18 protein-coding genes and 1 riboswitch are annotated in these 16,301 nt (G+C 64.9%); of the genes, 7 read left to right on the forward strand and 11 right to left on the reverse strand.

What is annotated here, in order from left to right:
- Positions 1-13: 13 nt before the first annotated feature.
- The 8 genes from RHODMAR_RS19805 to RHODMAR_RS19840 all read right to left on the reverse strand — a co-directional run bounded on the left by RHODMAR_RS19805 (position 14) and on the right by RHODMAR_RS19840 (position 7,114).
- Positions 14-337 carry a DUF6412 domain-containing protein gene (locus tag RHODMAR_RS19805; RefSeq protein WP_008718049.1) on the reverse strand — a complete coding sequence of 108 codons (324 nt, stop codon included), beginning with the start codon at positions 335-337 and terminating at the stop codon, positions 14-16.
- Entirely contained in the window at positions 334-1,713 is a 1,380-nt protein-coding gene (locus tag RHODMAR_RS19810; RefSeq protein WP_232433720.1) for a DUF6297 family protein, read from the reverse strand. The genes RHODMAR_RS19805 and RHODMAR_RS19810 overlap by 4 nt, the downstream gene beginning before the upstream one ends.
- Entirely contained in the window at positions 1,710-2,336 is a 627-nt protein-coding gene (locus RHODMAR_RS19815; RefSeq protein WP_008718053.1) for an ABC transporter ATP-binding protein, read from the reverse strand. The genes RHODMAR_RS19810 and RHODMAR_RS19815 overlap by 4 nt, the downstream gene beginning before the upstream one ends.
- A 60-nt stretch (positions 2,337-2,396) precedes the next feature.
- Positions 2,397-2,681: a DUF6412 domain-containing protein gene (locus RHODMAR_RS19820; RefSeq protein WP_008718054.1), complete on the reverse strand. Its 285-nt coding sequence runs from the start codon at positions 2,679-2,681 to the stop codon at positions 2,397-2,399.
- 40 nt (positions 2,682-2,721) lie between these two features.
- Positions 2,722-4,149, reverse strand: coding sequence for a DUF4153 domain-containing protein (locus RHODMAR_RS19825; protein ID WP_008718056.1), 1,428 nt, complete (start codon positions 4,147-4,149; stop codon positions 2,722-2,724).
- A gap of 98 nt (positions 4,150-4,247) precedes the next feature.
- Complete coding sequence (locus tag RHODMAR_RS19830) at positions 4,248-5,219, reverse strand: HAMP domain-containing sensor histidine kinase (protein WP_008718058.1); 972 nt, start codon at positions 5,217-5,219, stop codon at positions 4,248-4,250.
- Positions 5,219-5,893: a response regulator transcription factor gene (locus RHODMAR_RS19835; RefSeq protein WP_008718060.1), complete on the reverse strand. Its 675-nt coding sequence runs from the start codon at positions 5,891-5,893 to the stop codon at positions 5,219-5,221. Before RHODMAR_RS19835 ends, RHODMAR_RS19830 begins: the two co-directional genes overlap by 1 nt.
- An 81-nt stretch (positions 5,894-5,974) precedes the next feature.
- Complete coding sequence (locus RHODMAR_RS19840) at positions 5,975-7,114, reverse strand: MFS transporter (protein ID WP_042939941.1); 1,140 nt, start codon at positions 7,112-7,114, stop codon at positions 5,975-5,977.
- Between the two features lie 337 nt (positions 7,115-7,451).
- Positions 7,452-7,575, forward strand: a riboswitch (SAM riboswitch).
- Positions 7,576-7,731: 156 nt separating this feature from the next.
- On the opposite strand from RHODMAR_RS19840, the gene RHODMAR_RS19845 reads away from it, so the two are divergent.
- Both RHODMAR_RS19845 and metX read left to right on the forward strand, forming a co-directional pair.
- Positions 7,732-9,081: a bifunctional o-acetylhomoserine/o-acetylserine sulfhydrylase gene (locus tag RHODMAR_RS19845; RefSeq protein ID WP_008718065.1), complete on the forward strand. Its 1,350-nt coding sequence runs from the start codon at positions 7,732-7,734 to the stop codon at positions 9,079-9,081.
- A complete protein-coding gene (gene metX / locus RHODMAR_RS19850) occupies positions 9,078-10,223 on the forward strand; it encodes a homoserine O-acetyltransferase MetX (RefSeq protein WP_008718067.1) in 1,146 nt (381 codons plus the stop codon). Before RHODMAR_RS19845 ends, metX begins: the two co-directional genes overlap by 4 nt.
- 19 nt (positions 10,224-10,242) lie before the next feature.
- Here the strand turns inward: metX and RHODMAR_RS19855 are convergent, their stop codons facing one another.
- Genes RHODMAR_RS19855 through RHODMAR_RS19865 form a run of 3 tightly spaced genes read right to left on the reverse strand, consistent with a single transcriptional unit; the run spans position 10,243 to position 12,093 of the window.
- Positions 10,243-10,560: a DUF3017 domain-containing protein gene (locus tag RHODMAR_RS19855; protein ID WP_008718069.1), complete on the reverse strand. Its 318-nt coding sequence runs from the start codon at positions 10,558-10,560 to the stop codon at positions 10,243-10,245.
- Positions 10,561-10,571: 11 nt separating this feature from the next.
- Positions 10,572-11,429: a bifunctional methylenetetrahydrofolate dehydrogenase/methenyltetrahydrofolate cyclohydrolase gene (locus tag RHODMAR_RS19860; RefSeq protein WP_008718073.1), complete on the reverse strand. Its 858-nt coding sequence runs from the start codon at positions 11,427-11,429 to the stop codon at positions 10,572-10,574.
- A 55-nt stretch (positions 11,430-11,484) separates the two neighbouring features.
- Positions 11,485-12,093, reverse strand: a complete 609-nt coding sequence (locus RHODMAR_RS19865) for a pentapeptide repeat-containing protein (protein ID WP_008718074.1) — start codon at positions 12,091-12,093, stop codon at positions 11,485-11,487.
- A 33-nt stretch (positions 12,094-12,126) separates the two neighbouring features.
- Between RHODMAR_RS19865 and RHODMAR_RS19870 the strand changes: the two genes are divergently transcribed.
- The 5 genes from RHODMAR_RS19870 to RHODMAR_RS19890 form a co-directional block, all read left to right on the forward strand.
- Entirely contained in the window at positions 12,127-12,591 is a 465-nt protein-coding gene (locus RHODMAR_RS19870) for a tRNA (cytidine(34)-2'-O)-methyltransferase (RefSeq protein WP_198289494.1), read from the forward strand.
- Between the two features lie 60 nt (positions 12,592-12,651).
- Complete coding sequence (locus RHODMAR_RS19875) at positions 12,652-13,530, forward strand: SDR family NAD(P)-dependent oxidoreductase (protein ID WP_042939929.1); 879 nt, start codon at positions 12,652-12,654, stop codon at positions 13,528-13,530.
- Between the two features lie 29 nt (positions 13,531-13,559).
- A complete protein-coding gene (locus tag RHODMAR_RS19880; RefSeq protein WP_008718079.1) occupies positions 13,560-14,027 on the forward strand; it encodes a MerR family transcriptional regulator in 468 nt (155 codons plus the stop codon).
- A gap of 567 nt (positions 14,028-14,594) precedes the next feature.
- Positions 14,595-15,149 carry a DUF6764 family protein gene (locus RHODMAR_RS19885; RefSeq protein ID WP_198289495.1) on the forward strand — a complete coding sequence of 185 codons (555 nt, stop codon included), beginning with the start codon at positions 14,595-14,597 and terminating at the stop codon, positions 15,147-15,149.
- A 220-nt stretch (positions 15,150-15,369) separates the two neighbouring features.
- Positions 15,370-16,301: DUF222 domain-containing protein (locus RHODMAR_RS19890; RefSeq protein ID WP_008718081.1), on the forward strand; the 932-nt coding region annotated here is incomplete at its 3' end.

The following is a 16,301-nucleotide window of genomic DNA, read 5'->3' on the forward strand; positions in this document are numbered from 1 at the left end:
ATCTCGCAGTGGCTCAGCAGGACACGAGCCACCGGTCCGGTCGCCAGGCCGAACCGGGCGCTCTGGGCATGGGGCGGCCGGGAGTGGCGGGGTGCTCCTGCCTGCGATAGGACCCGCGAAGCCTCCGGCCGTCCGCACCGACCGCCGACACCGAGTGCGGCACGATCACGATCACGTCGACCGTTGCGTCGAGGGCGATCAGCGACGCCGCAACCAACGCACCGAACATCGCGATCTGGGCGGCGGGTTGTGCATCGACGACGGTGAACACGACGAGCAGGACGGCAAGGACGCCGAGAGCTGTGACCACGGCGCGATGCATGCGGAAGCGGTTCATCCGACACCGATCGCAATCTGCACGGCGGCGAACGCGAGCACGACGAGAGGACCGCGTAGCAATTGGCGAAACATGTCCACCGGAACCTGCCCCATCGGCGTCTCGAGTATCAGTCCCCCGTATTCGAGCGGCGGGCGCGACGCCGATCTGTACAGCGCAACGAGCGCAACGAGCGGGATGGGCAGCACTGCCCAGACCGAGCCACCGAAGACGACCGGTTGGCAGACAACGAACACTGCGATTGCCCCGACCGCAGGCACGACCAGATGCGCGGAGCGCAGACTGCGATCAGACCCTCCTAGAGCAGCACGAAAAGCACTTGACGAGTTGATATCTCGTAGTCCACGACCGAACACGGTGCCGACGACACAACATGCCAGCAGCAACACGAGGGGTCGCAGGGGCAGAGCGAACACCGCCGTACAGAGGTAGACCACGATGGTCACCGCAACCAGAGTGGATACCGTGCTCCGATCCCGCAAGACGCGCCGAGCATCGGCGTCCACGAACATTCGCCAGCGTGAACCTGAAAACGACCGAGACCGCACCAGACCCACCCGACGCCAGGTACGCAAATCCATCTCGGAGGAAAAGAACGAAGAATCCATCGTCGTCGTCGCGGCCGACAGTGAGGTAACGAGCCCCGAACCGCGTTCCAGCGCAGCCCGATTCAACCGGCGAACATGACGGCGCCCGACCGACACGATTGCGACACCGGACACGGCAGCGAACGCCGCAGCCCACATGACCGGTGATGCAGGAAGTGCCGGTGCGTAAATGACGGACACCGAAGATCCGAGGACGCCGATGCAGAGCAGGCCGACAGAGAAATTCCGGTACCACCGGTCTCCGAGCCGCGAAATCTGCGCGCACACTCCCCAACCGACGACGCTCGCACCTATCGCTGCCCCTGTGCCGCCGAACCACCACCAGTTGTCAACAGCCGTACCGACCAGTGTCGATCCGCGCGCAATCAGCAAGCCCACTGCACCCCCGCCGGCTGTCGTCGCCCAATAACGCGGCGCAAGCACAGCTGACCGATCGAGCGGGGTGGAGTGAATCCAGAAGCGTTCCGCGGAATCCACCACTACCGGCCCCAGCGCCCGCACAGCAGCCATGAGCAGACCGAAGGCTGCGAGCGCGAGGCCGACCGCGAACAGGGAGTCGACCTCCCGCACCAGTCCGGCGACCGAGTCGCCGGATCGAAGCGCGTTGGGGTCGATGCGCCCGAGGACGTGCCACAGCAGTCCCCCGGCCACAAACACCGGTAGTCCCCACACCGCCAGGACGGCACCGATGTCGGTTGGCTTCCTCGCGCGTCTCCACGTACGAATCCGTCGACGGACGACGCGTGCCGAGGGAACGGCCGTCGTCACTGCCGCCACTGGTCACCGTCCACGCTCGTGTCAGCCACTTGCTCGACGAGATCCGGGTCGTGAGATGCCATCAGGACGATGCAGCCGGCCTGCTTTTCGCGCTCGATGGCCTGAGCCAACCAACGCTTGCCTTCGGCGTCCAACCGCTGCTCGGGTTCGTCGAGCACCAGTACGTCTCGCGGTCGCACGAACGCCGAACCCAGTGCCAACCTTCGCTTCTGACCGCTGGACAGGGTGACGGGTAGCTGATCGACGACGTATCCGAGCCCCAGTCCCTCGATCACCCGCTCGGCTGCACTCGAAGGGTCGGCCACTCCGTGGGCCGCAGCAACGAGTTGCAGGTGTTCACTCACCGACAGATGCGGGAACGTCCCCGGATCGTCCAGGACCGACGCCACGCGCGCGCGAAAATCGGGCGCTGTCTCGTCGACAGGCTCTCCGAACAGCGTGATGGTGCCGGAATCGAGATTGTCTGCCCCGACGACGCATCGGAGCAGAGTCGTCTTTCCGGCACCGTTTGCACCGACGAGCGCACACACCGATCCCTCCGGTACGACGAACGAGATGTCGCTGAAGACGGTCAGCGAACCGAAACGCCTGGTGGCGTCATTGACGACGAGCATAATTGTTCTCCCGGGCAAGCCTTGCGGACTATGGACGCGAAGGCGTGGGGGAACTCGAAACTACAGTGCCCCCACCAGGGCACCGGGTGCTCGTGGCTGCGGACGGCCCGGCGCATCCGGGCGGTGTTGACGCCGGAACGAACCTCGCAGCTGACGTTCCTCGGCCGTGGGCCCGGTATTCGGCAGTCGGCGCAGCAGCGTCAGAACCTCGACACGGTGCGCCAGCAGCACCATCGCGGCGAGCGCCGCCACGAGAACAAGTGCAACGTCTGCTGTTCCAGTGGGCGTCGTCAGGAGCAACGACATAACGAGCAGCGAGGTGACGAGAACGTTCTGGTATCCCATCCTGCACCTCCCTGAGTCTGTCAGTGATCCGAGTCGTTGCTCAGGGTACAGATACCGACGGATATGTGCACTGCTGCCAGGTGCCTACCGCCACCGGACCACGGGCCCGCACACAGGCGCGCTCGAACTCGGGAAGACGGCCCAGCTCCGCGTCCGCGTCGGACGACAACCCACCCAGGTAGTACGTATCGATCCGGCCCGTCTGCTCGAACCGCTCCACGTTGTGACGCGCGATGTAGGCATCGGGATTCATAGCCGCCAGCGCGAGCACGGTCAGTACGGCTCCGACGCCCACTGCTCGCGGAAGCCAACGCCCCGACATCCGAATGCCGGCGACGAGCAGGAGCGCGAATACCGAGCCCAGCCACCATTCGACGGCCGTGACGAACAGCCGGAGAGTGGTGTATCCGTACTGCTCCTCGTACAACGACATTCGATGCAGTGCCGACGCCACGATCACCATCGACAGGGCACACAGAGCGCCGAGCAACGCACGCAACGCGATTCGGTCCCCTCGCGCGTCGCGGCTTGCCTTGGTGACGGTAACCGCGATGACGAGCAGCGTCAGCACCGTCACCGCAAGCAGTTGCCAGAAACCCTGTCGCGCATATTCGGCGTTGGTCAGGCCCTCGGTGGTCTGGACGTGACCTTGCCCGCCGAAGAGCACCGGCACCTGGAAGCCGACGAACACGGTGAACAACCCGACCACCGCGCCGAGGGGAATCATCCACTCCCACAACCGCAATGTTCGGCGCAGTGACGGTGCGAGACGATCGAACCGAGGCGGGTGCAGGGCCACGTAGGCCACGGCGAGCGCGCCCGCTGCGGTGAGCGCAAAGACGACGGTGCGTCCGAGAATCGATGGGACATCGAACTCCGGCGTCACTGTCCTCAGTGCGTCCGCGAATCGTTTGTCTGCCGCGCCGAACAGCGCCGCGAACACGACGCAGAGCGCCACGGTCACGGCGGCAACCATGCCTATCCGCACCGGGCGATGCCCCTCCAGGTCGATGGACGCAGCTCCCCGCCGGGTCCAGCGAAACACACGCATCGGTAGCAACACGGGAAGTGCAGCGCCGAGCGCAATGCCCGTCCAGGTCCATGCGCGGGAGAGCACCACCGCGCCGACGACGACAGCCAGAGTCGTCGACATCGCCGATATCCACTCGGCGTCTCGCACAGCCGAGACGCTCGCCAATGCCAGAACTGCTGCCACACCGGCCCATTTCCACGCCGACAGCCTGCCGCGGCGCACTACGAGGACCACGGCCACGAATGCCCCGGCAGTGATCATGGCGCCGAAGCCGTTGTTTCCCAACACTGTTGCACCCACCAGGCCGCTGAGCGCCGCCGCGACGAGCGCCGCGCGCGGCGCGCGGTAGTACCTGAGCACCGGCCAGGTGCGCGGCCCCCAGGGCGAGTGCCCGTGTGTTTTCGTGGGCGGAGTCGGAATATCGATCGTGCTCATGGCTCTTCCTTTTCTGAAGTTTCGGGCATGAAGGATGGCGGCTGCAGTCCGAGGACGCGCAGTCGTGGATGAAAAGTCGTGAACGAAAAAGTGTCGAGTCAGTGCCCGGGGACGGCCACCCTGATGTGGCAACCGGATTCACTGCCGAGAACCTCGATGGTCCCGCCGTGCAGTTCGGTGGCCCAGCGTGCGATCGAGAGCCCCAGACCTGTTCCGCCGTCGGTGGATCCGCCTCGGGTGAATCGATCGAACACCGCGTGGCGATCGGCCGGATCGATACCGGGGCCCTCGTCGACGACGTCGAACGCGAACGCGTCCTCGATTCGGTGAGCGCGGACGATCACCGAACTCGTTGTCGGGGAATGGCGCACGGCATTGTCGACGAGGTTGGTGATCACCTGTGTCATGCGAGAACGGTCGGCCACAACCGTCGTTGCGTCGAGCGAGACGACGATCGACACTCGCCCTCGATGGGCAGTCGTTGCGTCCTCCAGGAATTGCCGGACCGCGAATTCTTCTGGAGCAATGGTGAGTACGCCACCCTCCACTCGCGACAAGTCAAGTAGTTCGTTGACCAGATCGCCGAGCCTTTCGGTCTGCCGCAGTGCCACCGCCAGCGTCTGCGGATCGGCATCGGTCACCCCGTCGACCACGTTCTCGAGCACAGCACGCAGGGCAGCGATCGGCGTCTTCAATTCATGTGAGACGTTGCCGATCAGTTCGCGTCTGTATTTCTCGGCGGCTTCCAGATCGCCTGCCATGGTGTTGAAGGCGGTGGCGAGCTCCCCCACCTCGTCCTTGGAGGTGGCGCGCACCCGCGTCGAATAGTCACCTCGTGCCATCGATGTGGCTGCCGAGGTCATCTCGCGCAGCGGCGACGTCATTCCGTGGGCGACGAATTGCGTTGCGGCCACGGACACCACGAGTGCCGCGAGAAGTGTGTAGCGAAATTGCCAGCCGGCTCCGATCCAGAAGACGATGCTCGCCAACACCAGCACGATGCCCACGACGAGCGAGACCTTGAGCTTGAACGACCGCAATGGATCCAGCGGCCGCGGGAGCATTCGCATCATCGCGGCGACTCCACGGCATAGCCGACGCCGTGCACGGTGCGGATCAGGTCGCCACCGAGTTTGCGACGCAACGCTTTCACGTGGCTGTCGACGGTTCTGCTGCTTGCCGAATCGTCCCAGCCCCACAGCTGCGACAGCAGAGTCTCCCGAGACACCGCGGTACGTGGCCGTGCCGCAAGATACGCGAGGATATCGAATTCTGTTCTGGTCAAGTGGATGTCGCCGGAGTTGTTCGACACTCGTCGTTCCCGGTGATCGATCTGCACGTCACCGACTCGGACTGCATGGGGTTCGGCGGCCAGGGATCGCTCCGCGCGGCGAAGCAGCGCATGCACGCGAGCGACCAGCTCGCGCATACTGAACGGTTTGCCCAGGTAATCGTCCGCGCCCACGCCCAGTCCGATGAGCATGTCCGTCTCGTCCGACTTGGCCGTCAACATCAATACCGGTACCGGCCGCGACGCCTGGATACGGCGGCACACCTCGAGCCCGTCGAATCCGGGCAGCATCAGATCCAGGATGACGACATCGGGATCGAACCGCGCGCACGCCTCGACCGCGGCGGGGCCATCGGCTGCGGTGACGACGTCGTACCCCTCGCCGCGAAGCCGCACGGCGACGGCCTCGGAGATCGTGGGCTCGTCGTCCACGACGAGAACTGTGCGGCTCATGAGAACTGACCCTAGAGGGCGCTCATGGAGGAGTACGTCGGGAAATGTGGAGGTTCGGTGAAGGTTCGAGCTCGGTGCGCCTCACGCAGCTGTGCGCTTGTCCATCCACATCGCGGTAGCCAGAACGCCCAGACCGGCCACCGCCAGGCCCGAGCCCACAGCGGCCGGTGCCGTGTAACCGAAGCCTGCAGCGATGACGGCACCGCCGACTGCCGCTCCGATGGCGTTGGCCAGGTTGAACGCGGCGTGATTGAGCGATGCAGCGAGCGTTTGGGCGTCCTCGGCCACATCCATCAGCCTTGTTTGCAGACCGGGAACCACCGAGGAGCCGGACGCGCCGATCAGGAACACCAGGAGCAGTGCGGTGATCGGGTTGTGTGCGGCCACGACGAAAACGGCAAGGCTCACCGCCGTCGCGGCCAGTCCGACGAACGTGCCCTTGAGCTTGTATCGATCGGCCAGCCACCCGCCGGCGTAGTTGCCGACGACCATTCCGAGCCCGTAGATCATCAGCGCGATCGGCACCAGGGCACGGGCAAGACCGGCCACATCGGTCAGTGTCGACGCGATGTAGGTGTAGACCGCGAACATGCCACCGAATCCGACGATGCCCACGAACAGGGTCATCCATACCTGGCTGCGACGCAGAGCCCCGAGTTCGGTGACGGGACTGGTGGTGGGCATGGCGTCGAGGCGCGGCATCCAGAGCACGAGTGCGGTGACGGTCAGGGCCCCGATCACGGCGACGAGTGCGAACGCACTTCGCCAGCCGAGCGCCTGCCCGAGCCAGGTGGCCACGGGTACGCCTACGACGTTCGCGACCGACAGACCCATCATGACCATCGCGACGGCCTTGGCTCGTTTGCCGGGCTCGGCGAGATGCGCGGCAACCAGAGCCGCCACCCCGAAGTACGCGCCGTGCGGCAGGCCGGCGACGAATCGCGAGGCCACCAATTCGTTGAAGCTGGGCGCGAAGACGGTACCGAGGTTACCGAGGGTGAAGGCCACCATGAGGGCCAGCAGCAGCATCCGGCGAGGGACGCGGGCAGCCAGAGCCGCGATGGTCGGTGCACCGACGACGACACCGAGTGCGTAGGCGGAGATCATGTGTCCCGCCGAGGGCTCCGAAATTCCCATCGTCGTGGCGATGTCCGGCAACAACCCCATCGACGCGAATTCCGTCGTGCCGATTCCGAAGCCACCGATGGACAGCGCCAACATCGCAAGCTTGCGTCGGGTCGAATGCGGTCGATGACCGACACTCAGACCGCTCGACACCTTGCCGCGGACAGCGCTGACTCGGGCAACAGCGGAATCGGTGACAGTCACAGCGGTACAACCTTCGTATGTGATGGGGGACAAGAGTCGAAACATCGGAAAGCGGATCGACCTCGACAGAGGTGCGACTCAGGAATGGAACGCCCTCCTGGTCAATTGTCTTCCCGAAGCGACCGGCTTTCGAGTTTCCGAGCCGTGATTGTCCTCACCTGAGCATCTGCTCGAGTTCTACCCGAGCCCTTGTTCCGGTGGGCGTTCGCACCCGCTAGAATCTGCGCCAGGTCATGAGTGCCAGCATCGAGCCCCGGCTTGCTGGCCGGCAACCCTCCAACCGCGGTGGGGTGCCCCGGGTGAACGACCAGGCCGATCCGGCACGCCCAGTGCCGAATCGACAAGCGCGGGTCCGCAGGAAGCGGACCCACTGAAACTTCGGCCTTCAGGGGCCGAGGCCTGTCAGGAGGTTCTCTCATGTGTTGCTGTACCGATACGCCCCGTAGCGCTCGACTTCTCGAGCATGATTCGACTCTTCTCTCGTCTTAGAAAACGGAGTATCACCAGCCATGACCGATTCCACGCCGGACCCCGTCGACGCCACCGGAGCGCCCACCGAGGATCAGTTCACCGACCCCTCGGCGAACTGGAGCTTCGAGACGAAGCAGATCCATTCGGGTCAGACCCCGGACAGCACCACCAACGCTCGCGCGTTGCCGATTTATCAGACCACCTCGTACACGTTCGACAACACCGACCACGCTGCCGCACTGTTCGGGCTCGCAGAGCCGGGCAACATCTACACCCGCATCATCAACCCCACCCAGGATGTCGTCGAGCAGCGCATCGCCGCTCTCGAAGGTGGCGTCGCGGCTCTGCTGGTCGCATCGGGACAGGCGGCCGAGACGTTCGCGATCCTCAACCTCGCCGAGGCAGGCGACCACATCGTCTCGAGCCCGCGGCTGTACGGCGGCACGTACAACCTGTTCCACTACACGCTCCCCAAGATGGGCATCACCGTCTCGTTCGTCGACGATCCCGACGACCTCGAGCAGTGGCGGGCAGCGATCACTCCGTCGACCAAGGCGTTCTACGGCGAAACGATCTCCAACCCGAAGAACGACGTTCTCGACATCCCCGGCATCTCGGCTGTGGCCCACGAACACGGTATTCCGCTGATCGTGGACAACACCGTGGCGACGCCGTACCTGCTGCAACCGTTGAAGCACGGTGCCGACATCGTCGTGCACTCGGCGACGAAGTACCTCGGTGGTCACGGTACGGCGATCGCGGGTGCCATCGTCGACGGTGGCACCTTCGACTGGACGCAGGGCCGTCATCCCAACTTCACCACCGCGGACCCGAGCTACCACGGTGTGGTCTTCGCCGATCTCGGTGCGCCCGCCTTTGCATTGAAGGCTCGGGTGCAGCTGTTGCGTGACATCGGTGCGGCGGTCTCCCCGTTCAACGCGTTCCTCATCAGCCAGGGCATCGAGACATTGAGTCTGCGGATGGAGCGGCACGTGGCGAATGCTCAGAAGGTTGCCGCGTTCCTCGCCGGCCGCGACGATGTCGTCTCGGTCAACTACGCCGGACTCGAATCCTCCCCGTGGTACCAGCGGGGCCAGGAATTGCTGCCGAAGGGGCAGGGCGCGATCGTCGCGTTCGAGCTGCAGGGCGGTGTGGACGCAGGCAAGAAGTTCGTCAACGCACTCACACTGCACAGCCACGTCGCTAACATCGGGGACGTGCGCTCACTTGTCATCCACCCCGCGTCCACCACGCATTCCCAGCTGACTCCCGAAGAGCAGTTGGCCTCGGGTGTGACGCCCGGTCTGGTGCGTCTGGCCGTGGGTATCGAAGGAATCGACGACATCATCGCCGATCTCGAGGTCGGCTTCAGCGCGGCGGCATCTTGAGCCACAGCTGCGACACAGGCGTTCGTCCGGAGGCGGTTCTTCCGTCTCCGGACGGGCGGCTGGGAACCATCGACATCGGCGGTGTCGATCTCGAAAACGGCGAGCGAATTCCCCAGGTCACCGTTGCGGTGCAGCGGTGGGGTGAGCTTGCTGCAGATCGCAGTAACGTCGTGCTCGTCGAACATGCCCTGACCGGCGATTCTCATGTGTCCGGCCCGCCGGACTCCGATCATGCGCTACCCGGTTGGTGGAACGGAATGGTCGGTCCCGGCTGCCCCATCGACACGGACGAGTGGTGCGTCCTGGCGACCAACGTGCTCGGTGGCTGCGGCGGCACAACCGGTCCGAGCAGCATCTCTCCTGACGGTTCGCCGTACGGATCCCGCTTTCCGGACATTTCGATCCGAGACCAGGTCACTGCCGAAGTAGCTGTGGCCGATGTCCTCGGAATCGACCGGTTCGCCGCCGTCGTCGGCGGGTCCATGGGCGGTATGCGCACCCTCGAATGGATTGTGGGATACCCGGATCGAGTTGCAGCCGCATTGGTCCTCGCCACCGGCGCCCGGGCAACAGCAGATCAGATCGGCACCCAGACGACTCAGATCGCCGCGATCACCGCGGACCCGGCCTGGCTCGGCGGCAACTACCACGACACCGGTACTGCGCCGAGGGCCGGACTGGGCATAGCGCGACGCATCGCGCATCTGACGTACCGCACCGAGAGTGAACTCGATATTCGGTTCGGCAACGCACCACAGAACGACGAAGATCCGTGGGCCGGGGGCAGGTACTCCGCACAGAGCTACCTCGAGCATCAGGCTGCGAAGCTGGTCAATCGATTCGATGCTGCGACGTACGTTCTCCTCACCGAGGCCATGAACCGTCACGATGTGGGTCGTGGCCGCGGCGGCGTCGCCGAAGCTCTTGCAGCCGTGCCGGTTCCAACCATCGTCGGAGGTGTCGATTCCGATCGCCTGTATCCGCTGCGACTGCAGAAGGAGATCGCCCGCGAACTCCCCCAGTGCAGCGGACTCGAAGTGATTCAGTCACGCGACGGCCACGACGGCTTTCTCACCGAAGCCGATTCGGTCGCGAAGCTGCTCGCCGCGACCATGGAGCTGGCCCGCTTGGGACGACGCTGACACCGTTCTCGTTCTGGTGTCAGTCCGTCCCCAGCGGATCGATCGACAGCGACAAGAACACGATCGCTCCCCCGACGCCGCCCAGCGACAGCACGTCGAATCCACGACTGCGGACGCTCAGTGTGCCGACGCGCGATTCTGGGAGGAACAATCTCAGCACTGCGGCGAGGAGTGCCGCGCATCCGAAGATGAACGAGCCGCGCCGCCAACGATCCGCCAACACCAGGATGAGCGCGGCCAGCACGACGACCGACACAGCGAGTATCGGCAGATTGCGTGCCAAGGCTGCGCGGAAACCGGACTCGGCCTCGCCCGGGGCATCCTCAGCGGCGTTCATCGTCGGTTCGCTCAGTTCTCGGACGCAGTGCGTTCGGCCCGCTCGACCACATTGCTGAGCAGAAACGCTCGTGTCAGCGGTCCGACGCCACCGGGGTTGGGCGAGAGGAAACCGGCGACCTCGTCGACACCGTCGGCGACATCCCCGCGCAATCCGCCCTCGGTGCGCGTCACCCCGACGTCGAGAACGGCAGCACCCGGCTTCACCATGTCCGCGGTGATCAATCCGGGAACTCCGGCGGCAGCAATGACGATGTCTGCGCGGGAGACCTCGGCCGCGAGGTCGCGAGTTCCGGTGTGGCACAACGTGACCGTCGCGTTCTCCGAACGCCTCGTGAGCAGGAGCCCGATGGGCCGACCCACGGTGACGCCGCGGCCGATGACCACTGCGTGCGCACCGTCGAGAGCGACGTCGTAACGACGTAGCAGATGCACGATGCCACGAGGAGTACACGGCAGTGCGGCGTCCTTGCCGAGCACGAGCCGGCCGAGGTTGATCGGATGCAGTCCGTCGGCATCCTTGTCAGGATCGATTCGCTCGAGCGCCGCGTTCTCGTCGAGATGCTTCGGCAACGGCAACTGCACGATGTATCCGGTGCATTCGGGGTTGGCATTGAGCTCGTCGATCACAGCTTCGAGGTCCGCCTGGGTGATGTCCGCGGGCAGATCGCGGCGAATCGACGTGATCCCGACCTTGGCGCAATCGTTGTGCTTGCCTCGAACGTACGCGGCCGAACCTGGGTCGTCACCCACCAACACGGTGGCCAGACCTGGGGTGATCCCCTTCTCACGCAGTGTCGCCACGCGAGCGGTGAGGTCTACGAATATTTCGTCGCGGGTCGCTTTGCCATCGAGAATCGTTGCAGTCACCCGGCCATTGTTCCAGGCTCGAGGTCGGCCGCGCCGCGCCGGTCCGATGACTGCGTCAGCCCTCGACGACAAGTCCGTGTGCGCCCGCATACGCCACGGCCTGCATCAGCTCGATCTTGGCACCTCGCACGCTGGCGCTCACCCACAGAGACGGATCGGCGACGGCTCCGCGTAGATCTGCCTCGTCGAACTTCGTGTCGACCGTGCGGGCACCGGCGAAATCGACCGAGCACAGGGTGGCCTTCCGAAAATCCGTGGACACGAGGTTCGCCTCCCGCATCCGGCACCCCGTCAGGTCGAGGCCGCGAAGATCGCCGTTCCCCAGTGCCGCGAGAGTGAAATCGACCTCGTCGTACGTCGCGGGCCGCATCCGACTGTCGACGAACATCGAGCCCATCATGGTCGAGTGACGAAAGGTGCTGTGCTGCAAATTCGTCCGAGTGAAGGTGCACGAGCGGAACGCCGAGTTCGTGTGAATCGATTCGGTCAGGTCGGTGCCGGTGAAGTCGCATTCGGTGAACACCACCGAGTCGGTTCGCACTCCACTCATGTCCGCATCACGAAAGGTGCAGCGGACGAATTGCTTGCCCGACCACTCCTGCCCGTCGAGTCGCGTGTCGGAAAAATCCTCACCGATGATCTGGTCGTCGTCCACCTGCCCCATACTTCCCCGGTTCGTGGTGGCAGAGTGAACCGGGTGTTTCGACTGATGTTCTTCGAGCCCCGTATCCCCCAGAACACGGGCAACGCGATTCGCCTGGTCGCGGGTACCGGATGTGAACTGCACCTGGTGGGACCGCTGGGCTTCGACATGTCCGAACCGAAGCTCAAACGCGCTGGGTTGGACTACCACGATCTCGCGTCGGTCACCGTGCACCCAGACCTGCCGTCGGCCTGGTCGGCGCTGGCACCGACGCGGGTATTCGCGTACACCGCGCACGCAACGCGGTCGTACGCCGACGTCGCCTACGAGCCCGGCGATGTTCTGCTGTTCGGACCGGAGCCCACGGGATTGCCCGACGACGTTCTGGACGACCCACACGTCAGCGATCAGCTCCGCATTCCGATGATCCCCGGCCGGCGATCGCTGAACCTCGCCAACGCAGCAGCGGTCACGATGTACGAGGCCTGGCGCCAGCACGGCTACCAGGGCAGCGTCTGATCGAGCGCAGCGCCTGCCGCCTTTGCGTTCGAGTGCGCTCGAAGCCCTAGCTTTCGTTTCATGACATCGACATCTGCAACTCCACACCGCACCTGGCTCGTTACCGGAGCCTCCTCCGGGTTGGGGCGAGCGCTGACCGAGGCCGCCCTGGCGGCGGGGGACACCGTAGTCGCGGCCATGCGTCGACCCGAGCGTGTCGACGACCTGCTGGCCGAACACCCGAGATCGCTGCTGCCCATCGCATTCGACGTCCGAGACACCGCGTCCGCACCTGCCGTGGTCGACGCGGCGATCGAGCGATTCGGACGCGTCGACGTACTCGTCAACAACGGTGGCGTCGGTCAGATCGGCGCTGCCGAGGAAATCGACGACACACGACTGCGTGACATGCTCGAACAACATCTTGTCGGTCCCGCGGCCCTGACCCGGGCGGTGCTTCCGGGAATGCGTGCACGTGGCACCGGAACGATCGTGCAGATGAGCAGCCAGGGTGGCCGCATCTCCTTTCCCGGTGTCGGCTCCTATTCGGCTGGGAAGTTCGCTCTCGAAGGGTGGTCGGAGGCGTTGGCGGGTGAGGTCGCCCCGTTCGGCATCAGAGTTCTGATCGTCGAACCGAGCCGATTCCGGACCGGCTTCAACAGTGCCGACGTACTCGAATCCGCCGCCCCTGCAGACGCGTACGCGGACTCTCTCGCCGATTTCAGAACCGACATGCTCGCAGCTGACGGTCGACAGGAAGGCGATCCGAGGCGCGCGGCCCGCATCATCCGTGAGTTGGTCGAGGCCGATACCGCACCCCTGCGCATCCCTTTGGGACGCGAAGCCGTCCGACGGCTGCGCGAGTCCTACCGCCGTGAACTCGCGTCGCTCGATGCCCATGCCCACGTGGCTGCAAGCGCCGACTTTCCGGGCGTGCCCGAATCCGTCCGCCCGGTCTGACGGCCGCGACCGGACTAGCTTCACTACTCATGGCGACGACGGACCTGATGAACAAGGCGCTGGCATCCATGGTCGATTCGGAGGCACCGTTGACCGTCGGGCTGGTGCACGATCTGATCGAGCCCCGGGCACTCTCCCAACCGCTCGGCATCGCCGAGGTCGCCGAGTTGCTCGATGTCTCGGCGCACACTCTCCGGTACTACGAACGGTGCGGTCTGATCGAGGTGGCCCGCGACGGCCTCGACCATCGCAGCTACGACGACGCGGCCGTGCGCAGGCTAGTGTTTCTCACCCGTATGCGGTTGTCGGGGATGCCGATGCGCGACCTGCAGCGCTATGTCGAACTGGTCGACGATGGAGAGCACACCGTTCCTGAACGCCTCGATATGCTCGTCGAACACCGCGACACGGTTCGGCGGCGTATTCGTGAACTGCAACTCTCGCTCCTGGCGACCGAATACAAGATCGCCACGTACGGCGGAGCCGCCGGTCCCTGAGGTCGGACGTTCGCGGTGACACGAGTCAGCGAACGCCGACCCTCCACAACGGCATGCCAGAGGCTGTCCGGTTCAGCCGGATACTCCCCCTTCCCAGAGGTGAAATCAATTGTGAGCGTCGACAAATCGATCCGGTCCGACAGTTGGTTCTTCTGTGATACCGACCTGTCGGACTCTCTGTAGTGGCTCGACAGTGCCGATTTCGGCTCGGCGAGATAGACAGCTGGTCGGTAACGATTTCTTGGCAATCGGAGGGCACCGGCGATTGCCGCCGCGCGACGTCCCCCACCGACTCGGGCGCGAGAGTCAACACGGGCACAGGCACCGAAATATCTAGCAAGGGAATGCAACTCGACGAATCGGGCACACCACCCGACACCAGCCTCAAGGCATGTCCGGTCGCCATGACAGCCCCGGCGACCGCACGGAAAGCCGGACTTCTACGACGAATCATTCACGGATGCCATCGGCACCGTTACACAAACCGCACTGGCTTGCTGCCGAGACCCGCTCTGGCGGGGTACCGTGTGCCGCACCGACCCGTTTCGCTCGTGAAGGAGCTTTCTGTTGTTCTCTGTTTCCCTCCCCCGCCTGTCTTCCTCCCACTCCTCCTCCGCGCGCACGTCCAGTCGGTTCGGTAGCCGAATTGCCCGCACCGCAGCAATATTCGCCCTCGGCTCAGGTATGACGGTCGCCGCCTTCGCTGGCGCAGCCACCGCGTCGGCCGCGCCCGTCAATTGCGTGTCTCCGCCCTCGGCCAACGACATCCAGGTCGACGGCACCGCTAGTTGCGGCGCTACCTCGAATGGCGACGGTCGGGCCACTGCAGGTGCAGCCGACAGCGGTACCGCGGTGAGCGTCAACGACGGACCCGGCTCGTCGACCACGTACGCCAACGGATTCGGCGTCGCACTCGGCGCAAGCAAGAATGCGGGCACCGCCTACGCGATCGCGCTCGGCGGCGGAATCGCGCACTCATGGGCCGACGCCGGCCAGACCACTCTCGCGATCGCCGGCTGGGGATCCGGTGCCACTTCCGAAGGCCAGGGTGTCGATTGTGTCGGCCCGCTGTCCCTGGCACTGAACCTCACGAGCGGCCAGTTCTGCGTCCTCGGTAGCTGATCCCCGAGAGCACATCCCCCACGCGATACACCGGAGCCGATTACCTCGACAGCTACTCGTCGAGGTAATCGGCTCCTTCGATATATACGGCCCCATTGGATAGCTCGTGACCGGCCGAGTCGAGTCACTCGAACGTTTCTCCGTTTGTGTCGGTGGCCTCGGTTACTCTTCACCTCGTTCGAACATACGTTCTGAACTGGGTCACCGGGGGGTGAAGACGATGGCAGTACCGACAGTGTCGCTGGAGGCGTTGACCACAGCAGCACAGGCAGAGAACCGGCACGCCGCCCGCAAGATCGCAGCCTGCTACCGCGTGCACCGCGACTGGATCACCCGCGACATCAAGCACAAGCACTACAGCCGCTACGGGCGCACCGAGATGGCACTCGCGCTGGGATGCTCGGCGACGGTCGCCGAATCGTACGTCTCCATCGGCGTCGCCCTGCACACCCGGCTACCACTGGTACTGGCGGCGTTCGAGACCGGTGAGATCGACCTCGCCCGAGTCCGAGTCGTGTGCCGGATCCTCGACAACCTCTCCGACACCATCGTCACACTCGTCGAAGACGACGTCGTCGAGGCCGCACGCAGGAATTCACCAGGGCCGCTCGAGAACGAGATCTGGGACATCCTCATGCGCGCCGCCCCCGAGGAAGCGGCCGCGTTGCGGGACTTCGCGAAGAAATTCCGTCACATCTCCCACAGTCCGGGTGGGGAACTGGGACGGATCCGAGCCGAACTCACCGGACCCGAGGCTGCCGCAGCCTGGCAGTTGTTGGAGGAAATGGCCGACACGCTCTGCCCGAAAGACCCCCGCGGGAAGCAGGAACGCCTGTGTGATGCGTTCATGGCCCGCATGCACGGCGAACCCCGCCTGACCTGCCTGTGCCAACGAGAGAGTTGCCCGAAAGCAGACGCAGTCCTGCCGGATCGGCGGACACCGCTGACGATGATCACCGTCGACATCGCCACCCTCATCGGACTACTCGCCGACCCCGCATACCTGGCCGGACACGGCTCCATCGACCCCGAACTGGCGCGGGAGTTGGCACGCAACAGTGCCTGGCAGATCCTGCTCACCGAAGCAGTCACCCTCGCCGAGAAACTCGGCCTCGCAGTCCAGAACCCGGAGACCGGGGAATGGGAACGCTC

The sequence above is a fragment of the Rhodococcus sp. AW25M09 genome (genome assembly GCF_000333955.1).
Classification (GTDB): domain Bacteria; phylum Actinomycetota; class Actinomycetes; order Mycobacteriales; family Mycobacteriaceae; genus Rhodococcoides.